This window comes from Gammaproteobacteria bacterium, assembly GCA_003696665.1.
In the GTDB taxonomy this organism is placed as follows: Bacteria; Pseudomonadota; Gammaproteobacteria; order Enterobacterales.
Window position 1 is genome coordinate 1 of the sequence record RFGJ01000349.1, and the last position, 26,604, is coordinate 26,604.

23 protein-coding genes and 2 pseudogenes are annotated in these 26,604 nt (G+C 52.5%); 2 read left to right on the forward strand and 23 right to left on the reverse strand.

Annotated elements, in window-relative coordinates:
* Positions 1-324 precede the first annotated feature (324 nt).
* The 11 genes and pseudogenes from D6694_09070 to D6694_09120 form a co-directional block, all read right to left on the reverse strand.
* Positions 325-771, reverse strand: a pseudogene (locus D6694_09070) (hypothetical protein).
* A 549-nt stretch (positions 772-1,320) separates the two neighbouring features.
* Positions 1,321-2,520, reverse strand: a pseudogene (locus D6694_09075) (hypothetical protein).
* Positions 2,521-2,582: 62 nt separating this feature from the next.
* A complete protein-coding gene (locus tag D6694_09080; protein ID RMH41257.1) occupies positions 2,583-3,308 on the reverse strand; it encodes a hypothetical protein in 726 nt (241 codons plus the stop codon).
* 102 nt (positions 3,309-3,410) lie between these two features.
* On the reverse strand, positions 3,411-5,201 hold the full coding sequence (locus tag D6694_09085) for a hypothetical protein (GenBank protein RMH41258.1): 1,791 nt from the start codon (positions 5,199-5,201) through the stop codon (positions 3,411-3,413).
* A gap of 36 nt (positions 5,202-5,237) precedes the next feature.
* On the reverse strand, positions 5,238-6,053 hold the full coding sequence (locus tag D6694_09090) for a hypothetical protein (protein ID RMH41259.1): 816 nt from the start codon (positions 6,051-6,053) through the stop codon (positions 5,238-5,240).
* Positions 6,054-6,071: 18 nt separating this feature from the next.
* Positions 6,072-7,163: a hypothetical protein gene (locus D6694_09095; GenBank protein RMH41260.1), complete on the reverse strand. Its 1,092-nt coding sequence runs from the start codon at positions 7,161-7,163 to the stop codon at positions 6,072-6,074.
* Positions 7,164-7,172: 9 nt separating this feature from the next.
* Complete coding sequence (locus tag D6694_09100; GenBank protein ID RMH41261.1) at positions 7,173-8,105, reverse strand: hypothetical protein; 933 nt, start codon at positions 8,103-8,105, stop codon at positions 7,173-7,175.
* A 330-nt stretch (positions 8,106-8,435) separates the two neighbouring features.
* Entirely contained in the window at positions 8,436-11,219 is a 2,784-nt protein-coding gene (locus D6694_09105) for a hypothetical protein (GenBank protein RMH41262.1), read from the reverse strand.
* A 10-nt stretch (positions 11,220-11,229) separates the two neighbouring features.
* Positions 11,230-11,604, reverse strand: coding sequence for a hypothetical protein (locus D6694_09110; GenBank protein RMH41263.1), 375 nt, complete (start codon positions 11,602-11,604; stop codon positions 11,230-11,232).
* Positions 11,604-12,194: a hypothetical protein gene (locus tag D6694_09115; GenBank protein RMH41264.1), complete on the reverse strand. Its 591-nt coding sequence runs from the start codon at positions 12,192-12,194 to the stop codon at positions 11,604-11,606. The genes D6694_09110 and D6694_09115 overlap by 1 nt, the downstream gene beginning before the upstream one ends.
* A gap of 201 nt (positions 12,195-12,395) precedes the next feature.
* Positions 12,396-14,591 carry a SpoIID/LytB domain-containing protein gene (locus D6694_09120; protein ID RMH41265.1) on the reverse strand — a complete coding sequence of 732 codons (2,196 nt, stop codon included), beginning with the start codon at positions 14,589-14,591 and terminating at the stop codon, positions 12,396-12,398.
* Positions 14,592-14,859: 268 nt separating this feature from the next.
* Here D6694_09120 and D6694_09125 point away from each other — a divergent pair, with 268 nt between their 5' ends.
* Positions 14,860-16,362: a hypothetical protein gene (locus D6694_09125; protein RMH41266.1), complete on the forward strand. Its 1,503-nt coding sequence runs from the start codon at positions 14,860-14,862 to the stop codon at positions 16,360-16,362.
* 54 nt (positions 16,363-16,416) lie between these two features.
* Here D6694_09125 and D6694_09130 read toward each other — a convergent pair whose 3' ends face one another.
* Together D6694_09130 and D6694_09135 are read right to left on the reverse strand one after the other, a co-directional pair.
* The gene (locus D6694_09130) at positions 16,417-17,667 is read right to left on the reverse strand and encodes a hypothetical protein (protein RMH41267.1); all 1,251 of its coding nucleotides are present in this window, start codon (positions 17,665-17,667) and stop codon (positions 16,417-16,419) included.
* The gene (locus tag D6694_09135) at positions 17,657-18,217 is read right to left on the reverse strand and encodes a hypothetical protein (GenBank protein ID RMH41268.1); all 561 of its coding nucleotides are present in this window, start codon (positions 18,215-18,217) and stop codon (positions 17,657-17,659) included. Before D6694_09135 ends, D6694_09130 begins: the two co-directional genes overlap by 11 nt.
* A gap of 244 nt (positions 18,218-18,461) precedes the next feature.
* Between D6694_09135 and D6694_09140 the strand changes: the two genes are divergently transcribed.
* Positions 18,462-19,052, forward strand: coding sequence for a hypothetical protein (locus D6694_09140; GenBank protein ID RMH41269.1), 591 nt, complete (start codon positions 18,462-18,464; stop codon positions 19,050-19,052).
* Positions 19,053-19,571: 519 nt separating this feature from the next.
* Here the strand turns inward: D6694_09140 and D6694_09145 are convergent.
* From D6694_09145 to D6694_09190, 10 genes are all read right to left on the reverse strand, one after another.
* Positions 19,572-19,772, reverse strand: coding sequence for a hypothetical protein (locus tag D6694_09145; protein ID RMH41270.1), 201 nt, complete (start codon positions 19,770-19,772; stop codon positions 19,572-19,574).
* A gap of 279 nt (positions 19,773-20,051) precedes the next feature.
* Complete coding sequence (locus D6694_09150) at positions 20,052-20,300, reverse strand: hypothetical protein (protein RMH41271.1); 249 nt, start codon at positions 20,298-20,300, stop codon at positions 20,052-20,054.
* Entirely contained in the window at positions 20,291-20,491 is a 201-nt protein-coding gene (locus D6694_09155; protein RMH41272.1) for a hypothetical protein, read from the reverse strand. Before D6694_09155 ends, D6694_09150 begins: the two co-directional genes overlap by 10 nt.
* Positions 20,492-20,593: 102 nt before the next feature.
* The gene (locus D6694_09160; GenBank protein RMH41273.1) at positions 20,594-20,986 is read right to left on the reverse strand and encodes a hypothetical protein; all 393 of its coding nucleotides are present in this window, start codon (positions 20,984-20,986) and stop codon (positions 20,594-20,596) included.
* Entirely contained in the window at positions 20,983-22,158 is a 1,176-nt protein-coding gene (locus tag D6694_09165; GenBank protein ID RMH41274.1) for a hypothetical protein, read from the reverse strand. The genes D6694_09160 and D6694_09165 overlap by 4 nt, the downstream gene beginning before the upstream one ends.
* Before the next feature lie 448 nt (positions 22,159-22,606).
* Positions 22,607-23,059 (reverse strand): murein L,D-transpeptidase, encoded by a 453-nt coding sequence (locus D6694_09170; protein ID RMH41275.1) that lies wholly within the window; start codon positions 23,057-23,059, stop codon positions 22,607-22,609.
* 14 nt (positions 23,060-23,073) lie between these two features.
* Positions 23,074-24,360, reverse strand: coding sequence for a hypothetical protein (locus tag D6694_09175; GenBank protein ID RMH41276.1), 1,287 nt, complete (start codon positions 24,358-24,360; stop codon positions 23,074-23,076).
* A 98-nt stretch (positions 24,361-24,458) separates the two neighbouring features.
* Entirely contained in the window at positions 24,459-25,256 is a 798-nt protein-coding gene (locus tag D6694_09180) for a hypothetical protein (GenBank protein ID RMH41277.1), read from the reverse strand.
* Entirely contained in the window at positions 25,240-25,719 is a 480-nt protein-coding gene (locus D6694_09185) for a hypothetical protein (GenBank protein RMH41278.1), read from the reverse strand. The genes D6694_09180 and D6694_09185 overlap by 17 nt, the downstream gene beginning before the upstream one ends.
* 132 nt (positions 25,720-25,851) lie before the next feature.
* Positions 25,852-26,220, reverse strand: a complete 369-nt coding sequence (locus D6694_09190; GenBank protein RMH41279.1) for a hypothetical protein — start codon at positions 26,218-26,220, stop codon at positions 25,852-25,854.
* Positions 26,221-26,604: the final 384 nt, after the last annotated feature.

Sequence of the window (26,604 nt, forward strand, 5' to 3'; positions counted from 1 at the left end):
ACCAGTGCTGTAATCCAAGGTCAACGGCGCAGTAGTCGGCCCGGAACGGGTAATCGTGAACGCTGGCGGGTTCACCTGATTGCCCAGTCCTACGGTAGGAATCATGTCAGGACTGGGATTCGGTGAAGGACTGGGATTCGGTGAAGGACTGGGATTCGGTGAAGGACTGGGATTCGGTGAAGGACTGGGATTCGGTGAAGGACTGGGAGTGTAAGCAGGTACAACAAAAGTTGCCTGGGGTTCAGATCCAAGATCGTAACCACTGCCATCCGTCAGGTCGATCGTAATCGTTCGCTCAGGCTTGGAAGTATCACCAGATTGCGGCAGTGCGCGAACGGGAACAAACACTGAGTCCTGTCCAGCCGGAATCGTTGCAGAGCCAGGAAGAGGCACATAATCCTCATTGGGTTCAGCCGTGCCGCCCACAGTATAAGGAACCACTAGAGGCTGGTTGTTGCTTCCACCGGAACGACGAATTGTAAAGCCATCACTATTAGAGCCAGGAGTCAGGACGATAGTTTGTCCACCTCCAGGAATCGACACCGTAGAAGGAGTATTGGCCGGGAGCTTAATTTCAGCCGTGGAGCCAGAAGCGTAACCAGTTCCGGGAGTCGTGGTAAACGTAATGGTTTGCTGAGGCTTTTGAGCGTTACCGGCAGGTGCAGAGACGATAGGAACCTGAGCCGTCTGCTGCCCCGCAGGAATTACGACGCTTCCCGTCGTACCAGAGGGCGCATCATAGTCAACCCCCTCTTGAGCCGTTCCGCCCAACTGATAATTGACAGTTAACGGTTGCGTAGTGCTGCTACCTGGCGGACGAGAAACAACAAAAGAACCTGTCGAACCACGGGGTAGCTCACCACTGCTGGACACCCCACTGGGGGCGACAGGAACAGATTGAGGGCTGTAAGCAGGAATCACCAGCGAGGTTGATCCACCGGGAGTATAGCCGCTGCCCGGCTGGAGGGTTAATGTCAATTGACGCTGAGGAATAGGAGTGTCCCCTGTCGCTTGTGGAGAACTCACAGGAACAGTTGCAGAGGTCGCACCAGCCGGAATCACCACGCTACCACCCTGGTTTCCATTAGGAGCCGTGTAGTCAACCCCTGGTTGGGCCGTTCCGCTAAACGAATAGTTAACGGTTAACGGCTGCGACGTGTCGCCAGAAGGTCGAGTAATCGTGAATCCGCCCGAAGAGCCACGATTCAATGTTCCACTGTTTGAAGATGTCAGCGTCAGGTTTTGATTCAGATTCGCAGGGAACGTAAAATTCAGCGGATTTCCAGAGGACAACACATAGCCATCTGCGGGTTGCGGCGTGATGACCAGCGTTTCTTGCGGCTCATTTGCTCCTGGCTGTGCGGCCGTAATCGACACCACTGCGGACGACTGCCCCGCTGGAATCGTCACAAAATCTGACAACAAACTGTAGTCTGTTCCGTTTGTTGCTGTTCCACCAATGGAATAACGAACAGTCAACGGCTGAGATAGATTAGCCTGATTTGCACGAGTGACACGGAACAACTGTGTTGGCCCGGGCTGAATCGGGGCTGTCTGAATTGGTGCAAACGTGACAGTTGCAATATCAAGCTCTGCAATTCGAGCAACAATCGTTGGGCGGAATGCAGGCTGAAACCGGGGATTAACGGGCGTAGGAGCGGTAATTTCCACCGTCTGCGCTGGAGTGTCCACGTTCTTGAACCGGGGAATAATCGAAGCAAACAAGCGATTTTCACCCACGGGGAACGTCACAGCGGCGGGAAGGCTTGAAATCTCTTGCGCCCCCGACGAAGCGGTTGCACCCGCATAACGAATAATGTAGTCCTGCCCAATCACACCCGTTCCGCCAAGAGTCAGCGAAAATGTGCGCTCAACATTGGTTGGGCCTGTACGAATCACCACAAAGCGGTTAGCTTCGGTACTCAAGGTTGGTTCTTGACCATTTCGAGGCGCGAAGGCTGACGGGTTTGTGACCAGTGTTAGATTCAGCGATCGCTCCCCCGATTCTTGGTTTCCTGGCGGCGTGTACCCAGGTGGGAACCTAAAGTTTCCTGCGCCCAGATCATTCAGTCTTCCAGTGCAAGTGTTAAACGTAGCAACGACCGGAAACGTCCCAGGAGGGATCTCTTCCATGCCACCAACACTGGGCGATCGCATGGCGGCCGCGAGGTTCCCATATAGCACCGAGGATGAGGGTGGGCTGCCCTGTACAGGACATGGTTCAACGTTATAGACAACCGGATTAGAGGAATAAAACCGCGGCTGATTAGACAGCACATCACAGAAAGCATCCAGTCCTACTTCGGAAAAATCTGGTGGCAAGTAATTACTGCAAATCAGGATTCGCATCTGATTTGGAGGTAGATCCAACTGATTCCAGTTCGCAATAGGTGCAGCAACCTGCGCTACCGCCTTAGATGCCAAGACAAGATTGTAGTTTGACCCCAAAAGGAAGCTTGCAAGCAAGAAGAATGCCCCCTTGCTGCGCTTTTTATTAGACCAAGCGTGATTAGTAGACATAATTCAGATCCAGTAGTTCCAGTAGTGCTGAGTAAGTACGCTCTTTTAACTCTGGAGAACGCTTACCTGTCGCGCCCTAGCCCCAGCGCCCGAAGATGCTCGACAACGCGAGAGGGCACTTGAGATTGGCGGATAGCATCGGTATAGGGGGTTCCCGATTGCATCAGGGCGATTAACTGAACCACCTTTGCACGAATCGATGCGGTAAGCATTGAATCCTGGGCAGACTCAGCGCGGGCTAAACCCAGGCTGAGCTGACTCAAGATCTCTTGCTGATAAACAGGTGAAACAGTTTGCACCTGAGAGGATGAAAGGTGGGTCGCTGGAACAATCTGCACGAGGCTAAAAGGGGGTGCGCCTCTGCGAAGTTCCAGATTGAACTGGTAAATCCTGCGCTGCTGAGAAGGGTTTACGGTAACAACTGTCAGATGGACGCTTCGCCCATTGCCAGACACGGCAACAGCAGGAAAATCGATGCGCTCTGATAGCTGGCGGATATGAATAATTGACGCGCCACTGGACTCGCCACAATCCTGATTTCCTCCCGCTTGGGGCAAGCATCCATCGAAGTCGATAACAACCCGTGAGGGGTCATTCAACCAGACTCGCTGCACTACTTCCCCGGTCGGCAAGAAACTCAGGTTTACGCCCTGAGTTGTCCCCAAAGTGATTCGCTGCACTCCAGTCTCATAGGTTCCCTGGGCGGTTTGGGAGCCTACTGATAAAACCGCAGTTTGCGCGATCGCCCGTGGCGGGGACAAACTCAGACTTCCAACTCCGACAAGCAAAAAGGTGGCAAGAATTTGATTTAACCGCATCAGCATCATAAGTAAGACCCAAAAGTAAGACCCAAAACCGAAAGCAAGACCTAAATAAGGCCTAAAACTGACCTAAAACTGAAATGAATTGTTGACAAAAATTTGAACCTCTGTACCCTCGCCAATGCGCCACACAGTCGGCCCACTAGCAGCCCGCTGACTTGCATTGGATGCAGCTTGCTGTATCTGGACTGCAAGGCTGTTCGCAGACCCGCTGGCAAAAGCAGCCAGCGGATTTGGCTCAGAATCAGATGAGGTCGTCGTCACATTCCCGTTGGTTGTTGTGGTTGAGCGCGGCTGGCTAAGGGTTCGCCCAGCCTCACCCAGTCCAGCCAGCACCGAAGAAACCACTGTAGACAGAACTTGATTCCCGCCGTTGCGCCGTCGTGCAACCAGCGCCCCTCCGTTTTCCGCTCGAACCAGGACAGCGCCGCTAGGGAGTGAATATTCTTGGTTGTTGATCAGCACCGACCGAGCCTGAAGCTGCAACGTGCCAGTAGCCGGACTGAAGTTATCCACGGTCACAACTAAAAGCGCATCTTTAGGGATTGCGGCTTGCCGATCAACATCCAATAATGGGCGATCCACCCTAACCAGATATTTCGTAGCATTCGCATCATCAGGGCTAACAGGGGGCTGATCGGCACTGAGAATCACAGCCGAAACGACCTCGCCTACCGTGCTGGTTCCCACCAGGACGGAACCCGGCTGATCTCTCCAGCTAGAAGATGCAGGCGAAAAAGCCGTCGTTGGCGGCGCGGAGGGAGAAGAATCAGCCCAGCCAGTATTTGCAGGGGTGTACTCTGCTGGCTCTTGCCAAGCCATTGAATTCGCTGAATTCGCAGCACTAGCAGCACTCCGACTTATGTCTGGAGACAATGCACCAAAGCTACCTGCACTCGCAGCCAGTTGCCAACGCTCAATCGGGGACATCTGCTGCTCTGGAGACACCTCCGGCATGACGGGCACTGACGGAGGCAGCGGAGGCATTGACAGCCTTGGTGGAAGCGGAGCCGGGGCAGGCACAGAGTTAACCACCGGAGGTGGAGTGGGCGCAGTCGCCGCAGGAGTAGGCGAAGGTTGGGGGTCAGAGTCACCCGACGCAGCAGCACGCCGCCGCGCCAGTTCAAACTCTTCTGCTGTCGTCGCCTGCTCCGAGAAAGCTAAATCAGATTGAATCTTGGCCTTTTCTGGGTCATACCCCTCGCTAACCACATTGCCATCTTCAGCGGTTGCAGCAGGCGACGGCACAGAGGGAATAGTGTTGCGATCGCCCGAAGCAACAGAACTAACACTGAGATAAAACAAACCAGCAATAAGGGCTACAGCAAAGGTTCCAGCCCCAACAAACGCTGCCTTGGTTAGAGGGTTGTTCTTAAAGCCAACCTTGGTTTTCGAGGTTCGAGGATCGACAAACTCCTCCTCTTCTTCCTCTTCTAAATCACCTAAATCACCTTCAAAGCGACCACCTTCGCCGCTCTCCTCCAGCGCATCCAGGTTGTCGCTGTCACCTTCAGACTCACTCTCATCAAGTTCTTGCCCTACTTGGTTGCCAAGGGTTTCAAGAAACTCACTCGTCCCATCATGAGTATCGAAAGAAGTGGAATCAGTGGGGTCGCCCCAGACATCCTCAACGCCTTCGTCCCCTGCTTCATCTTCACCCCCATCCAAGTCCTCATCGTCAACCTGCTGTGCAGCTTGAGCCGATTCAATCCAGGATGCAACCTCTTGATCTAGAGGATCTAGGGGAGTCTCTTCATCTGCACCAAGTTCATCCTCCTCATCATTATCAAGGACGAACCTAGCAAAGTCCATTAGTTCCCCATCCTCTTCACCCGCGAGGATCGAATTAGCAACAACCATGAAAAAACACTCCTGCTTTTCTAATTTTTTTTGCTTCTAATTTTGCTGAGGACGAGTATCAATAAACGTCTCTGTATCAGGCTCCACCTCTGCGCGACTGGGAGACTGAATATTGCGGCGAACGTAATTGCGAATTGCATAAATTTCCAGCCCAGACTGACGAATCTCTGCAATTTGCTTCTCAAGAGGAGATGAAAAATCATAGATAGCTGGAACAGGAACAGACTGAACAAACACCTCTTTGTTGAAGGGTTTTGGCACACCCACAGGATCTCCAGTCTCAAAATCAACCAGGCTGGAAATCACCGTAACCTTCCACTGCCCTTCCGCCACTGGCTCAGGAGCCGAGACATCTTGAACAATCAACACCCGTTGTCGCTCACCGTTTGCCGAGAAAACATCTTGAGGAGTACGCTCAGCCAAGTCACGAAGAAAGGCAGAGCGAAAGTCCTCTGAGATTCCAAAAGCAGCAAGACGAGCCAGGGTTGTGATTTTGGCGCGTCCACCGTCAATAGAAACCTCAATGCCAGGATCGGCAACCAAAACCGAGTCTTCGCCTACAGTCCTGGGCATTTGACCTGATGCTGACATCAGCAGGGTTAACTGGTCTTTGACGAACTTCTGAATAACTGCCGGGGTGCGCTGCCGGGAATCCATCGGTTCAACTGCAATTGTCTTCCCTGCCTCCAGTTGAACCATCGCAGGTGGAGCTTTGTCTTTCAATCCGATAAACGCTCCGAGCAAGCCCAGCAATAGCAGGGTATTAACCCCCTGAAAAACCAGAGAGCCAAGCGTCAGCATTCCCAAAGCGTTTTTCTGCTGCCGTTGTTGTGAGAGTTTTAGGGTCTGCATAGGTTTTGATGAAATAAGTTAACGGCGGGAAAGAATGGCGCGACTGAGCGTAGAAGCACCCCGTCCGGTCGCCCCTACAACACTGGTAGCCGTCGAAGTCAGTGCTTGAAAAATTGCAAATCCCCCGCCAGAGGCGATCGCAAAGGCGAGGATTGGACTGAGAATTCCCAGCAGGATGCCAGTGATAATCGGGTCGATCGTGTCCGGGCCAGACTGAATGCTGACCGTCGCAACAATTCCGGTCATCAAGTTGAGTGACAGCTTGCAGAGTCCCAGCGCTCCAAACCCAGACAACCAGGCAAACATAGGCTTAGAGCCAAAGGGCAAAAGAGACAGCCCAACTGGAATCGGCCCAATCACAGCGGTCAGCAAAAGCGCCACTTCAACCAGCAGTTGAAACGCTGCCTGCATAGCCATCAAAAAGCCTTCTACTAGAACCGAAACTAGCTGAGTAGCCAGGGCATTCACCAGCGGATTAGAACCAGGAGGGGGAGGATTAGATGGGTCTGTCGCCGCGGCTGTAACCTGTTGCTCAATCGAACGAACCCAGTCAGGAGCCGTATCGCCATGCTTCTGCCGGTAAAACGACAAAATCTCCTGGGCACTCTGTCGAGTCAACTCCAGACAGTCTTTCAGTTTCTCTTGATCTGTAATACCGTCACACTGGCTCCGCAGCCCAGTCACAATATTGGTAGCGTCAGTATAGTCAGCCAGGCTTGCAAGATTCGCCTGCAAATCGATCGAGGTGGATAAGAACTGAAGTGACTCAGTATTGTAGTAGTTGATGACATTTCTAATGCCCAATGTTGCCTGAGCTAGATTTTGCCCGCCATTCGCCAAAAGAATTACGACAACTAAAGGGAAAGCGACCTCCGCCAAAACCCAGTCATTCGCACCCTGCATCCATTTCTTAGCAAAGTCCACCACAAAAAAGGCAAGACAAATTACTGCCAAGAGCGACCCTAGATTGGCAACTACTCGGTACACACTTCCTGTCAAACAAGCATCCCAGACGGAATCCCAAGACGCAGAAACTCGCCCGGCAACCTCATCAGCGTTGCGGAGCGCGAACCTTCCCACATTAAGAAAAACTGGCGAATACGTGAACATGATGCAGTTCTATTGCCTTGAACTATTCCGAGAACTATTCCGAGAAGAATTAGAAGAATCAGATGAAGAACCAGATCTATTTGACCCCAAATTCATGCGATATCCTAATCGTGAAATTTGCAAAGCACGATAAAGTTGAGCATTATTTTTGGCAATTTCGATCCGCCGATTTCCTTGCATGGTTTCGTTCATGTCTGCGATATTTTGATTAAGCACTGCAACGCCCGTAGTAACTTGGTTTAGGCGCGACAATTGCCGTCCTTCCAGGCTGACCGAGTATCCTAGCTGACCAGAGATATTGGACAACTGACCCGCTTGCACCGCACTTTGACTTGACAACTGGGTAAGCTGACCCGAAACATTTCCAGCGATTTGATTCAAGTCTTTAATTGCATCTTGAGTAGAAACGCGATTTTGTGACTCTTTAGCAATCTGAGAGGATTGTTGACTCAATTGATCCGATTGCTGTGCAGCCGTAGAGGATTGCGACGACAAGCTGCCAGAGCCTTTCCCCTGTTGGAGAGCCGCTTCCGTCCACTCCTGTAACTGCCGAATCTCGCTAAGCATCTGCTCTTGAGCCTCTTTAGAAAGCGTCCTAGACGCATCTAGCCGAGCCGTTTCGGTATTTAGGGCAGAAAGAGCAAGACTCCTTGCGACAGTCGGATTAACCTGTCCTAGCGAGTTTCGGTCAAACTCCTTGTTTCGATCATTGTCAACAAAAAGTTCCTCAAACAACTCATCTGGATCGGGCAGGTTAAGCACGCCCATCGCATCCCGCACAATTCCAGAAAGCTCCGATTTCCCCTGCCCAATCACCCTGCGAAGTCGTCCAAAAACCTGTTCTCGCAGATTGCGTATCTGAGTAATAAATTCCTCAATTGGAGATAAAAACTCATCAACCTTTTGCCCAAACTCACTCAAACTCTGCCCCAACTCACCCAAATTAAATCCGCCAGTTGTTCCGCCAGTCGTTCCGCCAGTTATTCCGCCAGTTATTCCGCCAGTTGTTCCGCCAGTTGTTCCGCCAGTTGAAGAAGACGACCCAGACCCAGCACCAGTTGTTGCGGCGGCCGCCGTAGAAGCAGTTGTAGAAGCTGCCGCAGAAGCGGCTGACGAATCCGTTGCAGAAGCCAAACTAGGAGCAGACGACAGAGAAGCAGATAGAACAGTCAGCACGCAAACTGCCTGTAATGCAGCTTGACGCTTTGACTTTGAAGATTTTGTTGAAGATTTTGAAAGTTTTTTAGACATATTCAGGCTCCTGAAAAAAGTTCAAACACTAGCAGCAACTTTCCCGCCGAGTGCTGCCGTCTTGGGAATTTGAATCGGTGTGCCATCTCGAAGCGATTGCACCAAAGCACCTGCAAACTCAGAAAGCCCCTGATATGGGTCTTTGTGCGCCTTCATGTAGGCATCTCTGGCTATCTGCTCATGCGGGTTATTGGCAACCGCAGCAAGCTGATAGAAAGAGGGGTAATAGCGGCAATAGGTGTAGTGCCCTTCAGTGTCTAAAAGCCATTGCGAGTACACACCACTAGCCTTTGGGAAAAAGGCTTCTGAGGCATTGCGGCGCACCACTTCCTCTGGATAGCCCATGTACTTCACAAAACTCGGAATCGCACTAGTTTGAATCCGTCCAACCAAGCGAGTCGTTAAGTTTTGAACAATGCGTGAAGCTGACGGGGACTGATAGATGGTATCGGGGTCTTGCCCAGAGATAATTACCCGAACCCCAGCCTTTGCGCCGTTGGCGCAGAGCTTCGCCACCAGCGCGGCGATCTCATTGAACTGGAATAAAATCGGAGCCTCATCAATGAAAAAGATTGAAGCTGGTGAGGACAGCGCCCGACGCAGAGCCGCAGAGTAAGCAGACAGCGCCAAGATTGCAGCATCAGAATCATCTGACAGGTTTCGCAATGCAAACACCAGGAGTCGCGCATCGGTGGGAAAGCTAGAAGGAGCGGAAATCGCCTTACCCACACGAGACGTAATCCAGAATTTTAGCTGTAGTTTGACCTGACCCATCGCTTTAACCACGTCGTCTGACATTTCGGTTAGCTCAAGACGGGAAAGCTCACAAAACGGCAAAAAATCTTTAAGCGTGGGCATTTCCTGCCACTCAGGGGAACCAAACCCGCCACGAATCGCCCGGTCATAGCGCTCCATGATTACCGGGTGATTGAAAAACTGCTCCAGCAGGATCACAATGAGCGATCGCACGGTATTACGGAACATCTGAGACTCCGCACTACCGCCAATCACCATTGTCATCAGCGCTCCCTCTAGAAACGAGAGGTAATCCTGCATCCGTTCCTGCTGCTGGTCTAGCGGAAGCTGGCGCAAATCAGGAATCTCAAAGAGATTATTATTCTCTGTCCCGATATCAAAATATGCACCCATCTTGCCCATGAAGCGGGTGTAGTCCGTGAACGTAGATGTCCCATCAGGTTTGGGAAAGTCTAGAGCAACAATCGGCATCTGATGAGCCAATGCCTGAGTCAATACACCAGACACCAGAACCGATTTACCTGCGCGAGTTGTGGCAAAAATGCCCAGGTTACGATGCTGCTTGAATAAGTCCAGGTAAATCGGAACACCGCCCTCTTCTGACAGCAACTCAAACCCAGAGCGATCGCACTGCCGAGGGCGCACCAAGGACATGAACCCTGGCGCTTCACTGGAGAGATAAACCATTCGACGATTGAACGGCTTGGATAAGATCTGATCCCAGGTGATCGGCAGCGTTTGCAACCAAATTTGCCATGCGTATTCAGTCTCTCGATCAATCCAAGCCGGACGACGAATGCAGGATTGCAGGTAACGACACGCCTCGTCGAGGTCGGCTGGCGTACTGCGGTGAATGGCGATCGCCACGCCAACATTTAGAGGAACAGCCCCCTCGTATAACTGTTCCTGCGCGGCAATCGTTTTCTTAGCCTTAATACTCGCAGCAACATCCACCGACTGTTTAGAGGATGCAAAATCGCTTGCCAAGATATTCTCTTTGGCTACTCGCTGCATCGCAGTTCGTACCAGCGCCTCATTGGCCTTGCTCAATTCACAAAAAATCTCAGTGTCAAACACTTGATCCCGTGACAGCAATTCCCAGAGATACCGAAGCTGAGAGTTGTAGCTAGACCAACCAGAAGGCTTATCCATGAAGGTCATCAGCCCAACGTACTTCCCCTTCACCCGAACCCAAGCGCGATCGGCAACCGGGCAATCACGCTGACTTTCAATCAATAGTGAAGTGGGGTGTAGATCTGAACGAATTTCTTCTGAAATTCCCTCGTCAGTCATCTTGACCAACTGGGGCAACTCAGGCGGAGCCGATTGGTTGAATCGCTTCCAAACCCCTTCCCACAGATCAACCTCAGTCAGGGGGCGAACTTGCAGCCCCATTTTATTGGTCAATAACTGTTCCCAGATTTGAAAACCATCCGTAAAAGCAGAGAAAAACAGTTGCTCGAACCTCAACTGTTGCTCCTCTGCTTCCTGTCCCGTCCACTTATTCCACAAACTTTGAGTCACACCCAAGAGCTTCTCAATTTGATCCGCAGAGCCAACCGCAGACGGTTCAACCGTATAGGTGACGTAAATACGCAGGCTTTTCGGCTTTCTCGCCCCCTGCTTTGTTAGCTCTCGAACACGCTGACGTTCACCCAACATCAGGAATTTCAGTTGAGGGCGATCAGCGAGTGAATACAGCCTAGAAAGCTCATCTTGCCTATCCCTGTCTGACGAAAATGATTCCATGTGAATCGTCATTGTCTCGCCTTCAGGGATATCCTTCAGCCCGGATTCAATCTTTTCAAAAACCTCTTTAGGCTCAGACGCTCTCAGTGTTGAGTGAATACCTTGACAATCAAAACCAAACACGATTTTGAAGTATTCACCCTTCGCACCCTTGCTTAAAACGAGCGCTCCAACACTTCGCCCCCGCATCTGAAACGCAAGAGGAAATTGAAACTGGAGATAGTTCTCGATAGCGGAGTAGCGTGTTTTTTCTACTCCGCTATCGACGACTTGAGAGGGGATGTGATGCTGCAATTTCATTTCAATCTGTTCAATCTGATGTCAATCTAGTGCGCCTTGCCTTCCGTTTAACCTGCTCTCGATTATGCGAGACGCGATCGCGTCTCGCATAATCAAAAATAGATTGATACCGCACTCTACCTCTCGACCAGTTCGGAGTAGAAACAAATTTAGAAAGGAACCTCCAGGGGCGAGAACCAGTAAGAATCCACCAAGTTGAACAACCCCAGAAAATCATCAGAATCGTCCAAATCCAATCAAGCTGCAAAATTTGATTGCAGAGAAAGAAAATAGAAAAACTGATGACAAACCAGGGGATTAAATGCTCTGCTGGAACTGGCCCGAACTTGGGTTGCGACCCCAACATGGGATTGACAGGACGATGCCGGATCTCCTCTCGATCCATTACTGCCCTCCAGTCCCGCCAGCGCCAGCAGTACCACCAGCGCCACCCGCGCCACCTGTTACAATCCCAGCCAAGACATCGCCCATCGTTGCTGCAACCACGATGATCAACGGAGTACGAGCCAGTGTTTGCCAGTCTTCTTGCTGCTGCATCTTTTGAATCACTTGAACTAGATTGATGCCGATATAGATGACAAAAATAGCCCGCAACACGTTAAAGATCAGAGGGATCAAAGAGTTGTTTTGGAGTCCAGGAATCGAGCGCCGCAACCAGCCCTCGGTCTGGTTAAAAAACTGAGCATGAGCAGGCTCCACCAACGCAATAAAGAGAACGGATGTGCAGAAAACACCAATCAGAAAACCCAAAATACGATTGGCATTCCAGCCCCGCGTCTTGCAGTAACGAGCAAATTGTTTCCAGCCACACTTGATTTCCCAGGGAAACACTAGCCCCAAGCCAAGAAAAGAATAAGCTGCCTGGAAATACAGTCCTTGACTTACAGCATTTGCAGTAAACCAAGCCAATCCAATCGCAGAGGCGGCCTTCAGTAGATTGTTTTGATCGCAGACACTTAGATACCTTAGATACATAGATCCCCCAGCGCAAATAACAAGCGCAAAATACAAACACGAACAAGGAGAAGAAAGCCTTTCAGTTACGCATCTTAAAAATGCACAAAACAAAAGAAAACTGTGAAATACTCTGTTTTTTGACCTCTATTAAATGTGCATTCACGCAACCTCAGTAAACAAACCGAGAAGATCTAAATGTACGGTTCAATACGGTACGGTTCAATACAGGCGAGATAGCCGAGTCCCCGGATAGTAATGCTGAAGGATTTGCCAGAAAGAAGCACCACGATTAGCGAGATCCGCCGCACCCTCTTGACTCATTCCATTGCCTCGATGAACGCGATCTACGATGCTTTGGTTCGCGGCATACAGGCTTTCAACGACGCGATCGCCCACGGTCAACACCACGCCCTGTGTTGCTACAACCGCATGGGATGTCGTAGAAAACTCCCGCTCAATGCCGCGATAGGCTTGATGTCGTTCTGTTGCAAACACATCAAACCATTCAGGGTTATGCGGCCGCTGGCGGTGGACTAGCGCATAAGACCGGGCCGCGATCGCCTGGGCCTGCAAAGCGTCCTCATCCCAACTCGGATAAACTTCAGAACCGACAACACTCAACAAGTAAGTTTCTAAATCAACCCAGTTCACTGCTATCAATCCACCCGGTCGAATTGCAACCAACAACCGACCTCGATACCAGCGACCATTAATCGCAAAGACCCCGCCACCTTGAGGCTCGATAAAGAACCCGGCTGGAAGTCTCTGCCCATTCACAAGGATGGAGCTACCGTCGCGCTGAACCAAAATCGACTGAAGCGATGGCAGTGTGGCAAGATGGCGACCATCAAAACCTGTGATCAACGCAGACTCCGACGCTGCAACCGCAAAGCGAGGAACATCAACCTGTAGCGCAACACGCATAACATGAGGACTGCCAAAGCTTGACTGGCTTGACCGTTGTGCAGTTTGATAGCCAGCAGCAGCAGCTTTCAAGTCTTGTGCATATTGCACAATTTGGTTGATATCTGAGGGAACCCATTCGCGCCCGTTCCATTGGCGCAACTCAAAATGCAAATGGGGGCCCGTGCTTAAACCAGTGTTCCCAGATAGAGCGATCATTTCGCCCTGCAACACCTCTTGTCCAGGGCGGACATGGATAGCGCTGAGATGGGCATATAACGACTGAACCGACTGAACCGCACCCCGCTCATGTTGCAGAATCACGGTATAGCCATAACCACGCATCCAGCCTGCAAACTGCACAACGCCAGTCAGCGACGCGAGTACCGGAGTCCCGACAGGCACACCAAAATCAACCCCACTATGCAGCCGCCGTCGTCCGGTAAATGGGTGGATGCGATCGCCATACCATGAGGTGATCCGAACAATATTAGGCAACGGGTACAGCGGATACTGTGCAGAATAAGCCACCGAAGAGTAGGGCAATGTTGACTGTACATAAGCCAAAGCCAACTGTGCAGAACTCGACGCTGTTACAGACGACCTTGCATTGGGCGATCGCCTCGATCGAGTCAAGACTGAAGATGAAGAACTTGAAGAACTAGCCGTCTGTGCCACGCTCCGACCAGACGAGGGCAGAGGCGGAGGCGAAGGACGAACGAACCGGAGAAACTCTTGAGGAACGTACACCCCCGACGATAACTGCACATAGCCGGGAGGGATATCGGAAGCTAAATCAAACTCCCTGCCAAGGCTGCTTCCAAGCGATAGTGCCTGAGCCTGAACCGCTACGCGCACAGGCTCAAAGTTTTTGTTTTTACTGAAATCCGCAGGCGCAGGCACACTAGGCGCAGGCACATTGAAATCTTCAAAATCTTCAGCAGTTTGAGGCAGAGGGGGAGCGGAGGATTCTGCGGGCGCAGGCGAAGGAGAAGGTGCAGGTGTGGCGAGTGCGCCTGCGTCTGCGTTGACAAAGCCTGAGATGTTAGTGGATACAGACCCAGGCGCAGGGTCAGCAGAGCGCTCCGTCTCAGCGACTAAACCATTCTCCAGCGGTTCAACCGAAACAATGCCGTCAGAGCCGCCAGAGAAAGCTGTGCCCTGAGCATCGGGCACAGCATCAGCTTGGTTCTGTCTAGACGCAGCATCAGTAGTAGAAGCTGTTCCGCGAACGCCCCGAAACACGGAAAACTCACTACTGCTACCCGTATCTGCTACCAGCTCCGCCACGCCGTGAGTTACTGGCTCCCGAACTTCGACACGCTCAGGCTTTTTCAGACTTAAAGAGTCCAACTTGTCTCCACTAGAACCGCCAGGAGTAACGGCAGCGTGTTTTTCCAGTGCTGAAAGTGGCAAGACCGCCAAACTTTCTGCACTAGCAATCTCTCCTCCGCCCATTAAAGCGGCGGCCGAGATACACACAGCTACCAATTTCCTGAACAGTCCAAACATGCAGAAGAAAGAAAAGCAAGAAGCCAAAGCGGATCGGACGTAGCAGAAAGCAGTCGCCCATCACATCGTCACCCATTGAAAAAATGCACATTCCCACAAGAATTACGGAAGTATTTCAAGGCGTGTAGTCGCACAAATCTTGACACTGGTAAATACCGAACTGTGCATTAAATCACCGAACTGTCACCGAACTGTGCATTAAATCCAGTACCGGGAACGCTAGAAATGGTAGCAGGTCAAAAGGCGATAAGGCGATCGCCGTACATCAATGCCAAGAGCAAAATTTAAAAACCTCAAAAAAACGACCCCGATTCGCGTCCCGCAAGAGGTCAGCGGACAGACGATACAATTTGCACAAATTATGGACTCAATTGCAGGCCAGGATGGACTGCTAGTAGAGTGCAGAGTAATCAACGTCAAACAAGGACAAGGACAAGGGGCTGAGGAGGCTGTTGTCAAGACGGTCAGATTCAGCCTAAACAGCCTCAACACCCTCGCCGTACCCGCAGAATCGACCCCAGCCCCCACAGTCCTCACTCAACCAGTCGATGAGGCGGCAGTCGATGAGGCAGTCGATAAGGCAATCGATGAGGCAGTCGATGAAGAACATAGCGAGGGCAGATGGGAAGACGAGAAAGACGAGGACGAGGACGAGGACGAGGACGAACTAGAAGTAGAGGAGTTTAGAGCGATCGCGCTGGCAATGGTCACAGGGCTGTCCAACGATTTCGACATGGACGAATGGAATGAGGACGAGGAGGAATACGGCAAACCTAGCAAACTAGAAGGAGACTTCAAGCTAGAAGGAGGCTTCAAGGAAGAACCTGACGAAGAACCTGACGAGCCAAAGGATGACTGCAATCCAAATGACCTCGACGATCTAGACGACTATACGCCCCCAAATGACCTCGACAATGACCTCGACGATGATCTAGACGACTATGCGCCCCATGAACATGAAGAAAACCCAGACCACGCCGAGGACAACAACGTACCCCCATCGCCCTTGAAAGAAGCTGAAAATCTCTACCCGTTCTACCCAGAAAAGGCAGAAAAGGCAGAAGAGGCAGAAGAGACATTCATCCCTTCCAGTAGTCCTGGCGGCTCCTTCAATCTCACACCGGCACTCACACCAGCAGGCTTCGATTCAGAAAAAACGAGAGCCAATTTGATGCTTATGCAAACAGCGACGCAAGCATCCCAAGCACAAGCATCCCAAACAGAAGAAGAAGCTTGCGGCAACACGACAACTTCAGATTCAGAAGATTCAGATTCAGATTCAGAGCCAAAGCCAGAGCCAGCAGCCAGGATGGAGGAGTTTGCTCGGAAGCTATTCAAGCACTGGAGGATGCTGGTTATCAATCGAGGAGACAGGGACTACTGGGGACAGAAAGTTGACCTGGGAGACATCCATAGCTCCGGCTTCAAGTCAACAAACGGAGTCATGTTTCTTTACCAAGTTGGAGTGCTACACGAAGCACGCGCAGGGATAAAACTACCCTGTGGATGCAAGATGGAGCTACACGCCGAGGGAAAAAGCAGCTACAAAATCAGAGGCAAGGAGTACGGATCAATCTCCTTCAGCTTTCCATCTCAGCAGGCAGAGCTAATCGCCTCTGACGAGGAACCAATCGAGGAACCAATAGACAGCGAGAAGCTTAAGCTACCATCGACGACCATCAACACCATTCCCCGGCTAGAGCCAAAACCCAGGCAACAGCAAGACCCTTTACTCCAAAAACTATTCAAGTTTTTTGCCGCCGCCAATTAAAATCTGCTGATTAAAATCTGCTGATTAAAATCTGCTGATTAAAATCTAAAATCTCTAGCGATGAGCGTTGGGCGCGTCAGAGCGCATTGCAGTTGAGATCGTCGAGATCCGATCATAAACGCTGGATAGCCTGGCGAATAGTCTAGATAGTTTCTCAAAATCCCGCCCCTCAATCCTCAGTCTCGATAGCTCAAACTCAACCGACTCCTTGGTTACTGCATCAGCATTTCGCTCCAGCGCGAGAACCTGATACAGTTTGCCATCCTCATTGCCACCCTCATCCTGCTTGCGGTAAATCACAAACATCCCCCGATCCTGCCCCTGCTTCGAGCGCTGAACCAACAGGCGATAATTTTGCCCATCGATAAACGAAACTCGCCGAGAGTTGAGATATCGCCATAGATTCAACACACCAGGCAAAAGCTTTTGGAGCCTCCTAACTTGCTCCAATCGCTGCCTAATATGCTCCCGATCGCGCCATTCAGAAACCAAAACACCTCGCCGCTTGATCCCATTTAGAGAGTAGCGACTCCCCAGCCTGTACCCCGGAACCGTCACACCATCCAGTCCGTAGCTAATCCCCCATGCACCGCTTTTAAGCTGACGCAGATCCACACTTACACCCCTCTCAAGAAGTTTTTCGGCTGCACTGGACAGGGTTAAACTGCCGTCGAGCGCACAGTCGATATGCTCCTGCAACCGGGCGATCGCCGCTCTTTTGCCTGTCACTGGAGTCATTTCTAACTGAGCAATTGTTTCGGCTCTCTCGCCCACTTCCCAGCTAGAGGGAACACGGACTAAATCGAACTCTCGCTCCAGTATCCGAATCAGTTTTTGAGAGCGGTAGCGGTCGAACGAGTCGCTAACCACCTCACCAGACTGAAGATTAATCCGACTGGCAACGATGTGAATATGGTCATGCTGTCGGTCGGTATGGCGGAACACCGAATGAAGATAGCAGGGTAATTCTTCTTCTGTAAATTTTTCAAGCCGCTCATCAAAACGCCGCTCATCATCCAGTAGATCTGGTTCTTTTGCTGAGAGAATCATCCCTGCAATATAGCGGCTGGCGATCGCCGCAAACCGTTCGTCATTCAGCGACTCATCGCGGGATAGAGACAAAGAAATATGGTAGACAGGGTGTTTTATCTCCGGTCTCAGATCCCTGGATGTCAAAAATTCACGGGTCAACCCTGAGAGGTCATAGGCCGCCATGTTGCCCCCAATCATCACGGCTCCAGGCTTGCCGAGAACGTATTGCGTCGTCTTTTTGAAGGACGAATTTTTCATGATTTTACCGATCATCTGATTCTCCACTACTCCCAGAAATCAGTTCAAGACGAACCTGCCGGATCAATTCGCTTAGAGTTTCTAGCTGCTGGCGGCACTCAAACAGCATGGACTTATCAACACCCTCGCCGTGGGCGATCGCACGGTCAATCGCCCTGGTTTGCTGGTTGAGGTTGCCCCCAATGCGGGCAAGCTGAATATACGTCTCTCGGTTCACTTGAGGCACAATAGAGCGAGAGCGAGAGCGAGGCACCGGCAAGCCGAAGATCCGCGCACGGGCATAGCGGGCTTTGGTCGTGCCATGAGAATAAGAAATCTCTTTCAGACGCATCTCCTCACTGGCAGTCAGCCAGATTTTGAGAAGGCGATCGCGCCTCTCCCGTCTCTCCCGTCTCAAAACTGCCGCATATGTAGGTCGAGATGTAGGTCGAGATCGAGATGTGTCCTCATCCTCAAAATCCTCAAAATCTGCAAAATCTGACTCGGTGAACTCAATCAGTTCTCCACCAGGGGCGATCGCCGCCCTAACCTCTTTAAGCAAGTTCTCTAAATCCTGGAGATTCACGCAGTCAAGTCAAAAAGTCAACAATTGGGAAGTCAACAATTGGGCCCTCTCCCATAGCTTGCCAGTCCAGTTACAAGGCTGGAAGCGGAAAAAACACGGTTTTTGCGCCTGGACGTAGCCGAGCCGAGGCAGAGAGTGATAAATGGGCACACTTTCTACGTAACACGTAGCACTGCGGTTTCCGCCCAGTTTGCAAACTGAGTAAATTGGACGCAGCCAGAAAACAAGAATCCACGTCGCCACCATGCCACGCATCACAAATCAGACGGTTACAGAGCGAGACTTACAGGAGATTCAAAATCGCTTTCAGGAGATGGCCAAAAAGCCAAAACGGATAAAGCTGCAAGAGGCTCTAATCCGTCTAGCGCCAGCGATCAAGGCGATGATTTTGCAGGGGTACTCTCTGCGCGATGTCTGCGGAGTAATGGAGGAATACGGCATCAGAATCAGCGAGGCTACGCTGAAAAAGATGCTTGAATCGGAATCAGCAAAATCGGAATCAGCAAAACCAGAAAAGCCAGAAACAGAAGCCAAAACAGAAACCGCTCCGGGGAGAGAACCGGAGCGGGAGCGAGTTCAGTCCAGTATCAAGGAAAAGGATTCAGAGGCAGATCCACCAGAACCAGAGCCGATCAAAACGATAGCTCCAACCCCCACGGGAGAAACCGAAACCGGGGGATCTTCTCCACTTTCTCCAGGTACGCGCACATCCTCAAACAGGATAGCGGCACTGAGGGCAGCGCGGCAGCAGCAAAGAGCAGCAGCGGCCGCGTCGTCGAGCAGTGCCACTGCTGCGACAACTACGACAACCACGACGACATTGACACCAGATTAGCCCGCGCATGGTTCGGTGCTAGAGGCGACGGGAATCCATCGACAGGAGGATGGCGTGTGGGGATTTTACCCGGCGATCGCCGATTCAGGCGTGGCAATCGTGTGGTAGGCGATCGCCCGGTTTTGCCTGGAAGCCACCGACAAGCCGCTATCGATTGCTCAATCACGCCAAGCTTTTCTAACTCTTCTCAGCGAACGAGTGCTGGCAGAAACTTCGCAGACTCCGCTGCCAATCAACCGTTGGCGGAGTGCGAGTTTACGCTCTTTTTCGTAATCGGATTTCGGGCGCATACACGATCGGGCTACTGACCTCTACCGTTTGGCTGCCGAAGCGGAGACAGAGGCACTTAAAAGATTTGTTGCGAGAGATCAACTTTGCAGAGTCCCGCGCAAAGTGTCGCTAGGCAGGCGCGGAGGACACCTGTTCACCGGGCGTGATGGGTATCGCTGTGATACTGGAACGCCGCAACAAACATTGCCCAGTGCGATCGCCCTGTACCAAATTCCCTTGCCTTGTATGTCACCACTCGCGCCGCTCTAAGCGCCGCTCTAAGCTGGCGTAGGGGCGAACTTTGCGGGGCAGGTCGCAGTCGTCTGTCCAGACTTTCAGCCACCAAGTGTCTTCGTCCTGCCACTGGTCGAGGGTTTTGGCGGCGGACTGGGCGATCGCCCTGACTTGGGCTGCGTCGCCTGCGTTTTCGGCTCTAAAGAGGTAGATCATCGTTCCGTCTTCTCCTGATAACAAGAGGTTGGGGATGTGGTTCCGGCGTAGACAAGGGCGATCGCACTCAGCAGTAGCGCTACGGCTGCCGATCGCACTCAGCAGCAGCGCTACGGCTGCGAGTCGCCAGGCTGCGAGTCGCCAGAGTCGGACTTTCCCAGTGCCATTAGGTCGGCAAAAAGGTTTTCAAGGTTTTCAGCCGTCTGTGTGGCGGCGGCCTGGCGCTCTGCTAGGGATGTATTCGATACATCCCGGCTTTGCTTTTCTGGTGTTTCAGGTTTAATCGCCGTTTCTCCGGTCTCTAACCGTCTCGTAGATCTGGCGCAGGTGCGGCACTATTTGATCCTCCAACTCCCACCGAGAAAACAGCAGGTGCAACTCGTTTAATCGTTGCAGCACGTCGGGGGGTGTCCGAAGTCGGCTTTTCTTGGACAGCCAGTGATCAAGGGTATTCGGCTGCTTTCCAAGCAGGCTGGCCATCTCTGCCCGCGACAGTCTCCAGTGCGTCATAAACTCGCCTAGCTCCACCTTGCAGTCTCCTTTTGCGAAGCCGCCGATCGCAGGTCTGACCGGGACTTAAACCGGGTTTCGTACAGGTCGCAGTCGTCGGGCATCGACCCGCCGTCGCAGGTCTGCTCAAAACCCAAGAAATCCAGTAGCCTAGCGCCCGCCTCGTATTCGGCGATCGCCATCAGTTTCAGCGGGAAGGCAAGGGGCACTGTATCTTCTCCAAGTTATAAATCCAGTCTAGTTCAGTCGGGGGGGGGTTCTCGCGCGAGTTTGCTACGGCAGTGGAGAAAATTTGTGGCAAACCTAGATCCTCATTCGTCGTCAAACAAATAGTCTTCTGCCTCCAGATACATAGGTTCAACCTGCTGATTGTCTCGCAGTCCCTCTACCTGTGGTGGAAATATTTCTAACTGTGGATTTGGTGTGGGACAGGCTTGACGGGCTTGTAGGTCGAAGGTCATGCGAATAATTTGTGCTTGCGCCTCCAGCAGGGCGATCGCCTTCATTGCTGTGCCCCGCGCTTCGCTGAGATCGCCCGATTCTTCATAATGCGCCATTGGCATCCAGAAGGCGAATACAGCTTCTTCAAATTTCTGTTTACCCCTGGGGTCGCGTTTCAGGTAGCCATAGAGCCGCCCTATCTCCGATTTGCGGCTCCTGCGAACCCGGAAGTCGATCAATTCACCACTCTGTCGCCCTTTCATTCGGACACCCGCTGCTGACGACGGCGCTGCTTGGCGACCAATGCCTGAAACCCAATGAAGGCATCGGCCATTTGCAACAATTTCAGATTCTCGCCTAGCTCGTCCTCGGAGCCGCCGTGGAACGACAGGATATCTCTAAGCTGCTGCTGCAACTCCTCAGCAAACGACACTTTGATCCCGATCTCCGCTGCAAGCTCTCGGAGTTCTGAGCGCATCGCCCAGGCAGCCCCGCCGCCGCACACCAGATCAAACTGCCCAGCGGGTAGGTAAGATTCCAAAAATGAACGAACCTGCTGCCAGTAGCCTGTGCGGGCTTCGGCGACTGCGCTGGAGATGTCAATTGGCTTGAACCCTCTGCCCTGAATCCTGAGTGATTGGGACTGGGCGGCGATCGCCTCAGTCAGCCCAGGCGTTGAGGGTTCTTGCCCCAGCAGTCTGGCTGCCAAATCGGTTGCAACAAAAAAGCCTGGGCCATCGCTCCGGCATTTCTCAACTTGAATACTGCTGCCCTCGTAGATCAGCAGACTAGCGTTTCTGTGCCCCAGCATCAGGGACACAATTTTAGAGGGCGCTCCGACGTTTTGAAGCCTCGCTCGGCGCTCTCGAATCAACCCCGCCCCCTCTAGCTGGCAGTCAATCGATCCCCATGTGATTTGCAACTCCCGTCCTCTACAAATTAGTTTTGTCACGCCGGCCAGTTTTTCTTGCAGAATTTTTCGGTCTGCGTATTCTGCCGCTGGCAGCGCGATTCCCAAGTTCACGGTGAGCGGACTGGGTAGGCTGAAAGTGTCCCGGATTCCGCCAATCGTTCCGAGAATCCTGAATAGTCCAGGGTCTACCTTTCGTCGGGCGATTAGGCTGTCACCTCTAAATGTTTCCGCCAGTCGCCCTACTGTAATAGGTTCGCCATCCCCTAGTTCCAGCCATAGCGTATCAATCGGGGCCGCTGTCTCGTTTGCTGCAAAAAACTCTGACAACCGATTTTGGCTAACGATTGCGATCTCTGGTGGGAGAAACGCAAAGTGTGCATTTTCTCCAATTGCATAGAAGGTTTTTGTGCAGGATGATCCCAAGTCTACGAACACAGTTAGTTCGCTGGTTGGAGCTTGGAGTGAGGCTCCCCCTGTTCTCTTTTTTGCTTGCTGTGCTGTTGTATAGGCAATTGCGCTCATGGTGTTCCTTGAGGAGGGTCAGTGGTGGGTCAAAAGTGGGACAAAAATCGCTGTGTAGACCTATTCTCCTGAAAGAGGCAAGAGAGATGGGTCAGCAGCGGGTCAAAATTGGGTCAACTTTGGCCACAACATAAATAAAGTGCCCAATCTTGCGACCAAGATCGCAAGATTGGGCACTGAACTGTGCATCTGTAGGAGGTGTGAAGTTCGGTTTTGAGTTTTGAACTGTACAGTTTTTGTGAACTGCACAGTTGCACAGCGAGGACGGCGAAGTGTCTAGAAGCAACGGAGGAGAAAAGATTCGGGAGCAGGAGTCCCATCCAAGGGGGCGATCGCCCTCGGCTTCATCGGCTTCATCGGCTTCATCGGCTTCATCGGCTTCATCGGCTTCAGTTTTGCTTTTTTTGCTTTCCTCACCACATCTTTAACCTTTGGGTTGAACACGCTACTAGGGACGGATTTCGATTGGAGTGCCAGGGCTGATGAGTGGCGCGATCGCCATCACGTCAGCCTCACGCAGCCGGATACAGCCATCGGACGGCGCATCGATGTCGCCTGCGTGAATGCCATAGTAGCCCTCTGGCGAATTTTTGAAGCCGAAGAACCACGGCCCCAACGCGCCAGGGAAAACCGCCCCGGTCTTGGGATTCTCGTAGAGCGGGTCTTTGATCTTGCTACTAATGGCAAATTGTCCCAGTGGCGTGGTGTCGCCGAAGCCAGCCGGGAAGCCGTGCTGCCCTCCGCCGTCTAGGACGTACAGAGCGCGATCGCTGATGTCAGCGATCAGCCTCACCCCTTGCGAAGTTGTCCGAGGGTTGGGATTAGCCGTCGGAGTAGGATCTGAAATTGCGCCCAGCACGGGAATCATCGTTAGCACCCCAACCAAGGCAGGAGTTAACACAGGAGTTAACAGTTTCAAAGTTCAATCTCCAGTTGTTTTAGGTACTCTTTGCCTTCGTAGAACTTTGCGCCGCTGGCTGGATAGCCCAGCGCTTTGAGCTTCGCGGTCTGCGAAGCGTTTGGATTTTCTTGTAGCAGGTCTTGCAGGGTTTGCAAGTCCTTAGCGAGGTCACGATCGCCTCTAGGCGCTTCCGATTCGGCGGGGGCGATCGCCACAGGTCGCCTGCTGCGTAGCGTGAATTCGAGTAGCTCTTGCTCAAACTGCTGCGCCGGAACAACCGAGGGCGATCGCTCGAAAGGGACTGGACGCGCCTGGATTTGGAACACGTTGACGGGCGGCTGCCCTCGCTCACGTTTTTCGTACGGCCAGTGGGAGCGATGCAGTGCCGGGCCGAATTTGGAGATGTAGCAGGGATAGGCTGTTGCAGCCAGCCAGCGCCGCTGCTCCTGGCTTGCGCCTTCAATATCTGCCCACTTCAGCGCAAGCCGCCCCAGATAGACCTTGACGTAGGACTCAAGAACGTCGCCCATACCCTCTACGCCGTTGCCCTTGGTGCTGGCGACCTGATTGGCAGCAATGCCGATGATGTTATACTTCCGTCCCTCACTGCCAAGAGTCTCCAGAAAATCGCCCAGTAGGTTCTCCAGATCGAAGGCTTCGCGCAAAAGCTCCGCCTTTTGCGCCTGATCTCGGCTTGCACCCGCGATCTGAGCTTCCTGCTTCAGCCTTGCCGACTGGCGGGTAAATGTCCGCTTCAACGCGCCAATCTCGTCTACGACCCAGAACAGCCAAGGATGCTTTATTCCTTTTCTCAGGTCGCGCTTGCGCCGCTCTAGCTCAACATCGCGCATCCACTTCATCCACCGGACGGTTTCGTGATAGTCCTCGATTACAGGCAAGCCCTGCCATTTCCCCGGCTCGTTATGCCAGTCCACGATCGTGATGTAGGGCATCTCTTCGCTCCGCATCATACGAGGCATGGCGCTAAGCAGCGATAGCATGGCGCTGGTTTTCCCGCTACCGGGTTCGCCCATAAAATAGAACCCGGTAGCCTGGGCAATGATCTCGCCCCAATGGGCCATGCCGTGGCACGGCTGGACGAGACGGGCGTAGCCACTGTGAATGATTTTCTGAAGCATCAAGCGTAGAGCCTCTTGGTCGCCACGCTTATACAGTGCTTCGACTTGCTGTCCCACCGCCTCGTTGTAGAATGCGCCCAGCGCCACACGGAAGTGATCGGGAGTCACGATGTCGCCAGGCTGGAAGATCAGGGGGTTGATTGCGATGCTGTACCGTTCCATAGCTGTCAACTAACGGATACTTGTTAACGGATAGAATTGACGAAAGCTTCTCTGGTGGCGATCGCCGTTGACCAACCCCATCAACGGAGATCGCTTTTTTAGCCTACGTTTTGCTGATTTGCAGGCGGTTGTGGTGCATTAGGCACGACCTGTCCCGCTCCGCTGATTAGGGCGATCAGCGTTGCCGCTGCAATGATAGATGTCGGGTACTCAATGCCACCGTCAGTCAGGTCGGTGTAAGTCCAGAGTATCCCAGCAGCCACCACCGTCCCCAACAGTAGCCAGGACAGGAAGCCAGAGAGCATGGCAATCGCTGCCATTGCGATCGCCAGTAGGCTAAACGTCAGCAAGTCCATCTTTCTGGATTGCCGCCACTTCATCACAGCAGCCAACAGCAGGGCAACTGATAGATAAAGCCAAAGCCAGAGCGACGAAGCCTGGAAGACCATAAATCCGGCGATCCCTTTGCCTGTGCTAAGCCACGCGCCTAGCGAAACCAGTGCAGCCACAGCGATCAGCCGCTCTGCCGGGTTGTAGCCTGCGGACTTGCGAGGATTTGATGGTGTCTTGGATGTCATCGCCTTTAGCGACTGGATGGCATTGGCGATCGGGGCGAACACCTGCGGATTACTGGGGGGCTTTGCATTGGCGATCGGGGCGTTCGCCTGCGGCTCAGGGGGCTGTTGGTTGGGTCTAACAGGAGGCGCAGGCGTAGCGGGCGCAGATTCGTCGCCGACCCCATCTATGGTCGTCCAGTTCGGACGCGAGGAGATCGGAGGCGTGGGCGCAGCATCAGGCGGAGGCGGATTGTGGATCAGGTCGATCACCTCTTCGACGCTTTTGAGGGTTTTGGGTTTGTGTCCATTAGGTTTGTGTCCATTAGTAGTTGTTTCCATTGGGGACTCCGTAATAGTTGATCTGTGGGGGTAGGGGGCGCAGCCAGTAGAGTTCAATCACACTCGCCGTAAATACGGCCCGGTTGATTGCAAGCACCCCCATCGCAATCAAAAACGCCATTGCAACGTGGTGCAGGTTGGATGGATCAAAAGACGGGGGAGATTCACGTCGGGCGCAGATGGCAGGGCGATCGCGCTCTTTGTCTTTGCGTTCTGGCTCCGGCGCTGCATGGTAGTGATACGAAATCTGGTGGTAATTAACCGTCAAATCGCCGCCGACCACCAACCTGCAATGCCCCTCTTGGGCGAGGGCTTCTAGAAGCCCTTCCAGTCCTCGCTGATCGCCCTTGAGGTAGGCATTTTTGGCGACAGGGATGATCTCAGCGCGAAGCTCCGAGGGGGTCGCTTTTTCGATCACTTCCGGCGTGATTGCGCCTGGGCGGTAGGTCACGATTTGGCTCATGATTGGATGCTTTGCTGTAGGGTTGGCGCAGGCTGCTGAAGCTGAATCAAGCCAAGATTGCCGAAGCTGATCGAGACAAAAATCAGGGCAAAATATCCGATTAGCAGCTTGCAGATCAGGTCAACAATTCTGTCAATTCTGTTCATTTTGGGTGTCCTCCATTCTTCTTCTTCTTCTATTGCTTTGAGTGTTGGGCAGGGTGGGGTTTGGGGCACTTCTAGGGCGCTTCGTAGTAGTAGAAGTGTCGGTAGAAGTGGGGTTTGGGCTGCTACCACTTCGGGCACTACTTCGGGCACTACTACGGGCACCACTACGGGAAATTAGCCCCATTTCTTCAAGCCGTTTGAGACTAGAGGCGATCGCCTTTTTGCCCATCCCAGTGAAGCGGGCGATCTCCTCTGGGGTTGGCTCCGAGTGGAGATCGGCGATCGTGGCGATCGCCGATCTAACTTCCCAATCAGCATCCTCAATTTGTGCAGCCTGGTAGACAACTTTCGGCATTTTGGACTCCTCGATAGGGGGCGGTTTTGGTGCGAAGGGACTATCAGCGAAGCTGAGGAGCGAAGCTGAGGCATCTTCAATCTTCAAAGGCTTCGATTACCTCCATCAGCGCATCGGCTGCACTGATGGAGGTATTCTCCAGCTTCAGAATTTCGTCATCGATTTCGACAACAGCGGAATACGCCTGCTCGGCGGTTGCGCCGTCCATACTACCGGCGAGGGATTCAATTTTTTTTCAGCAGGGCGATCGCCTGCAAGATGTGGGCGCGAACCTTTTCTATTGATTCGTCTGTTGTTTGCAATAGCTCTTGCATCACAGTCCTCCTTTTTTGAAGTTCAAGGGATCTGGGCGATCGCCTTTTGTGTGTCACCACGAGGGGCGAT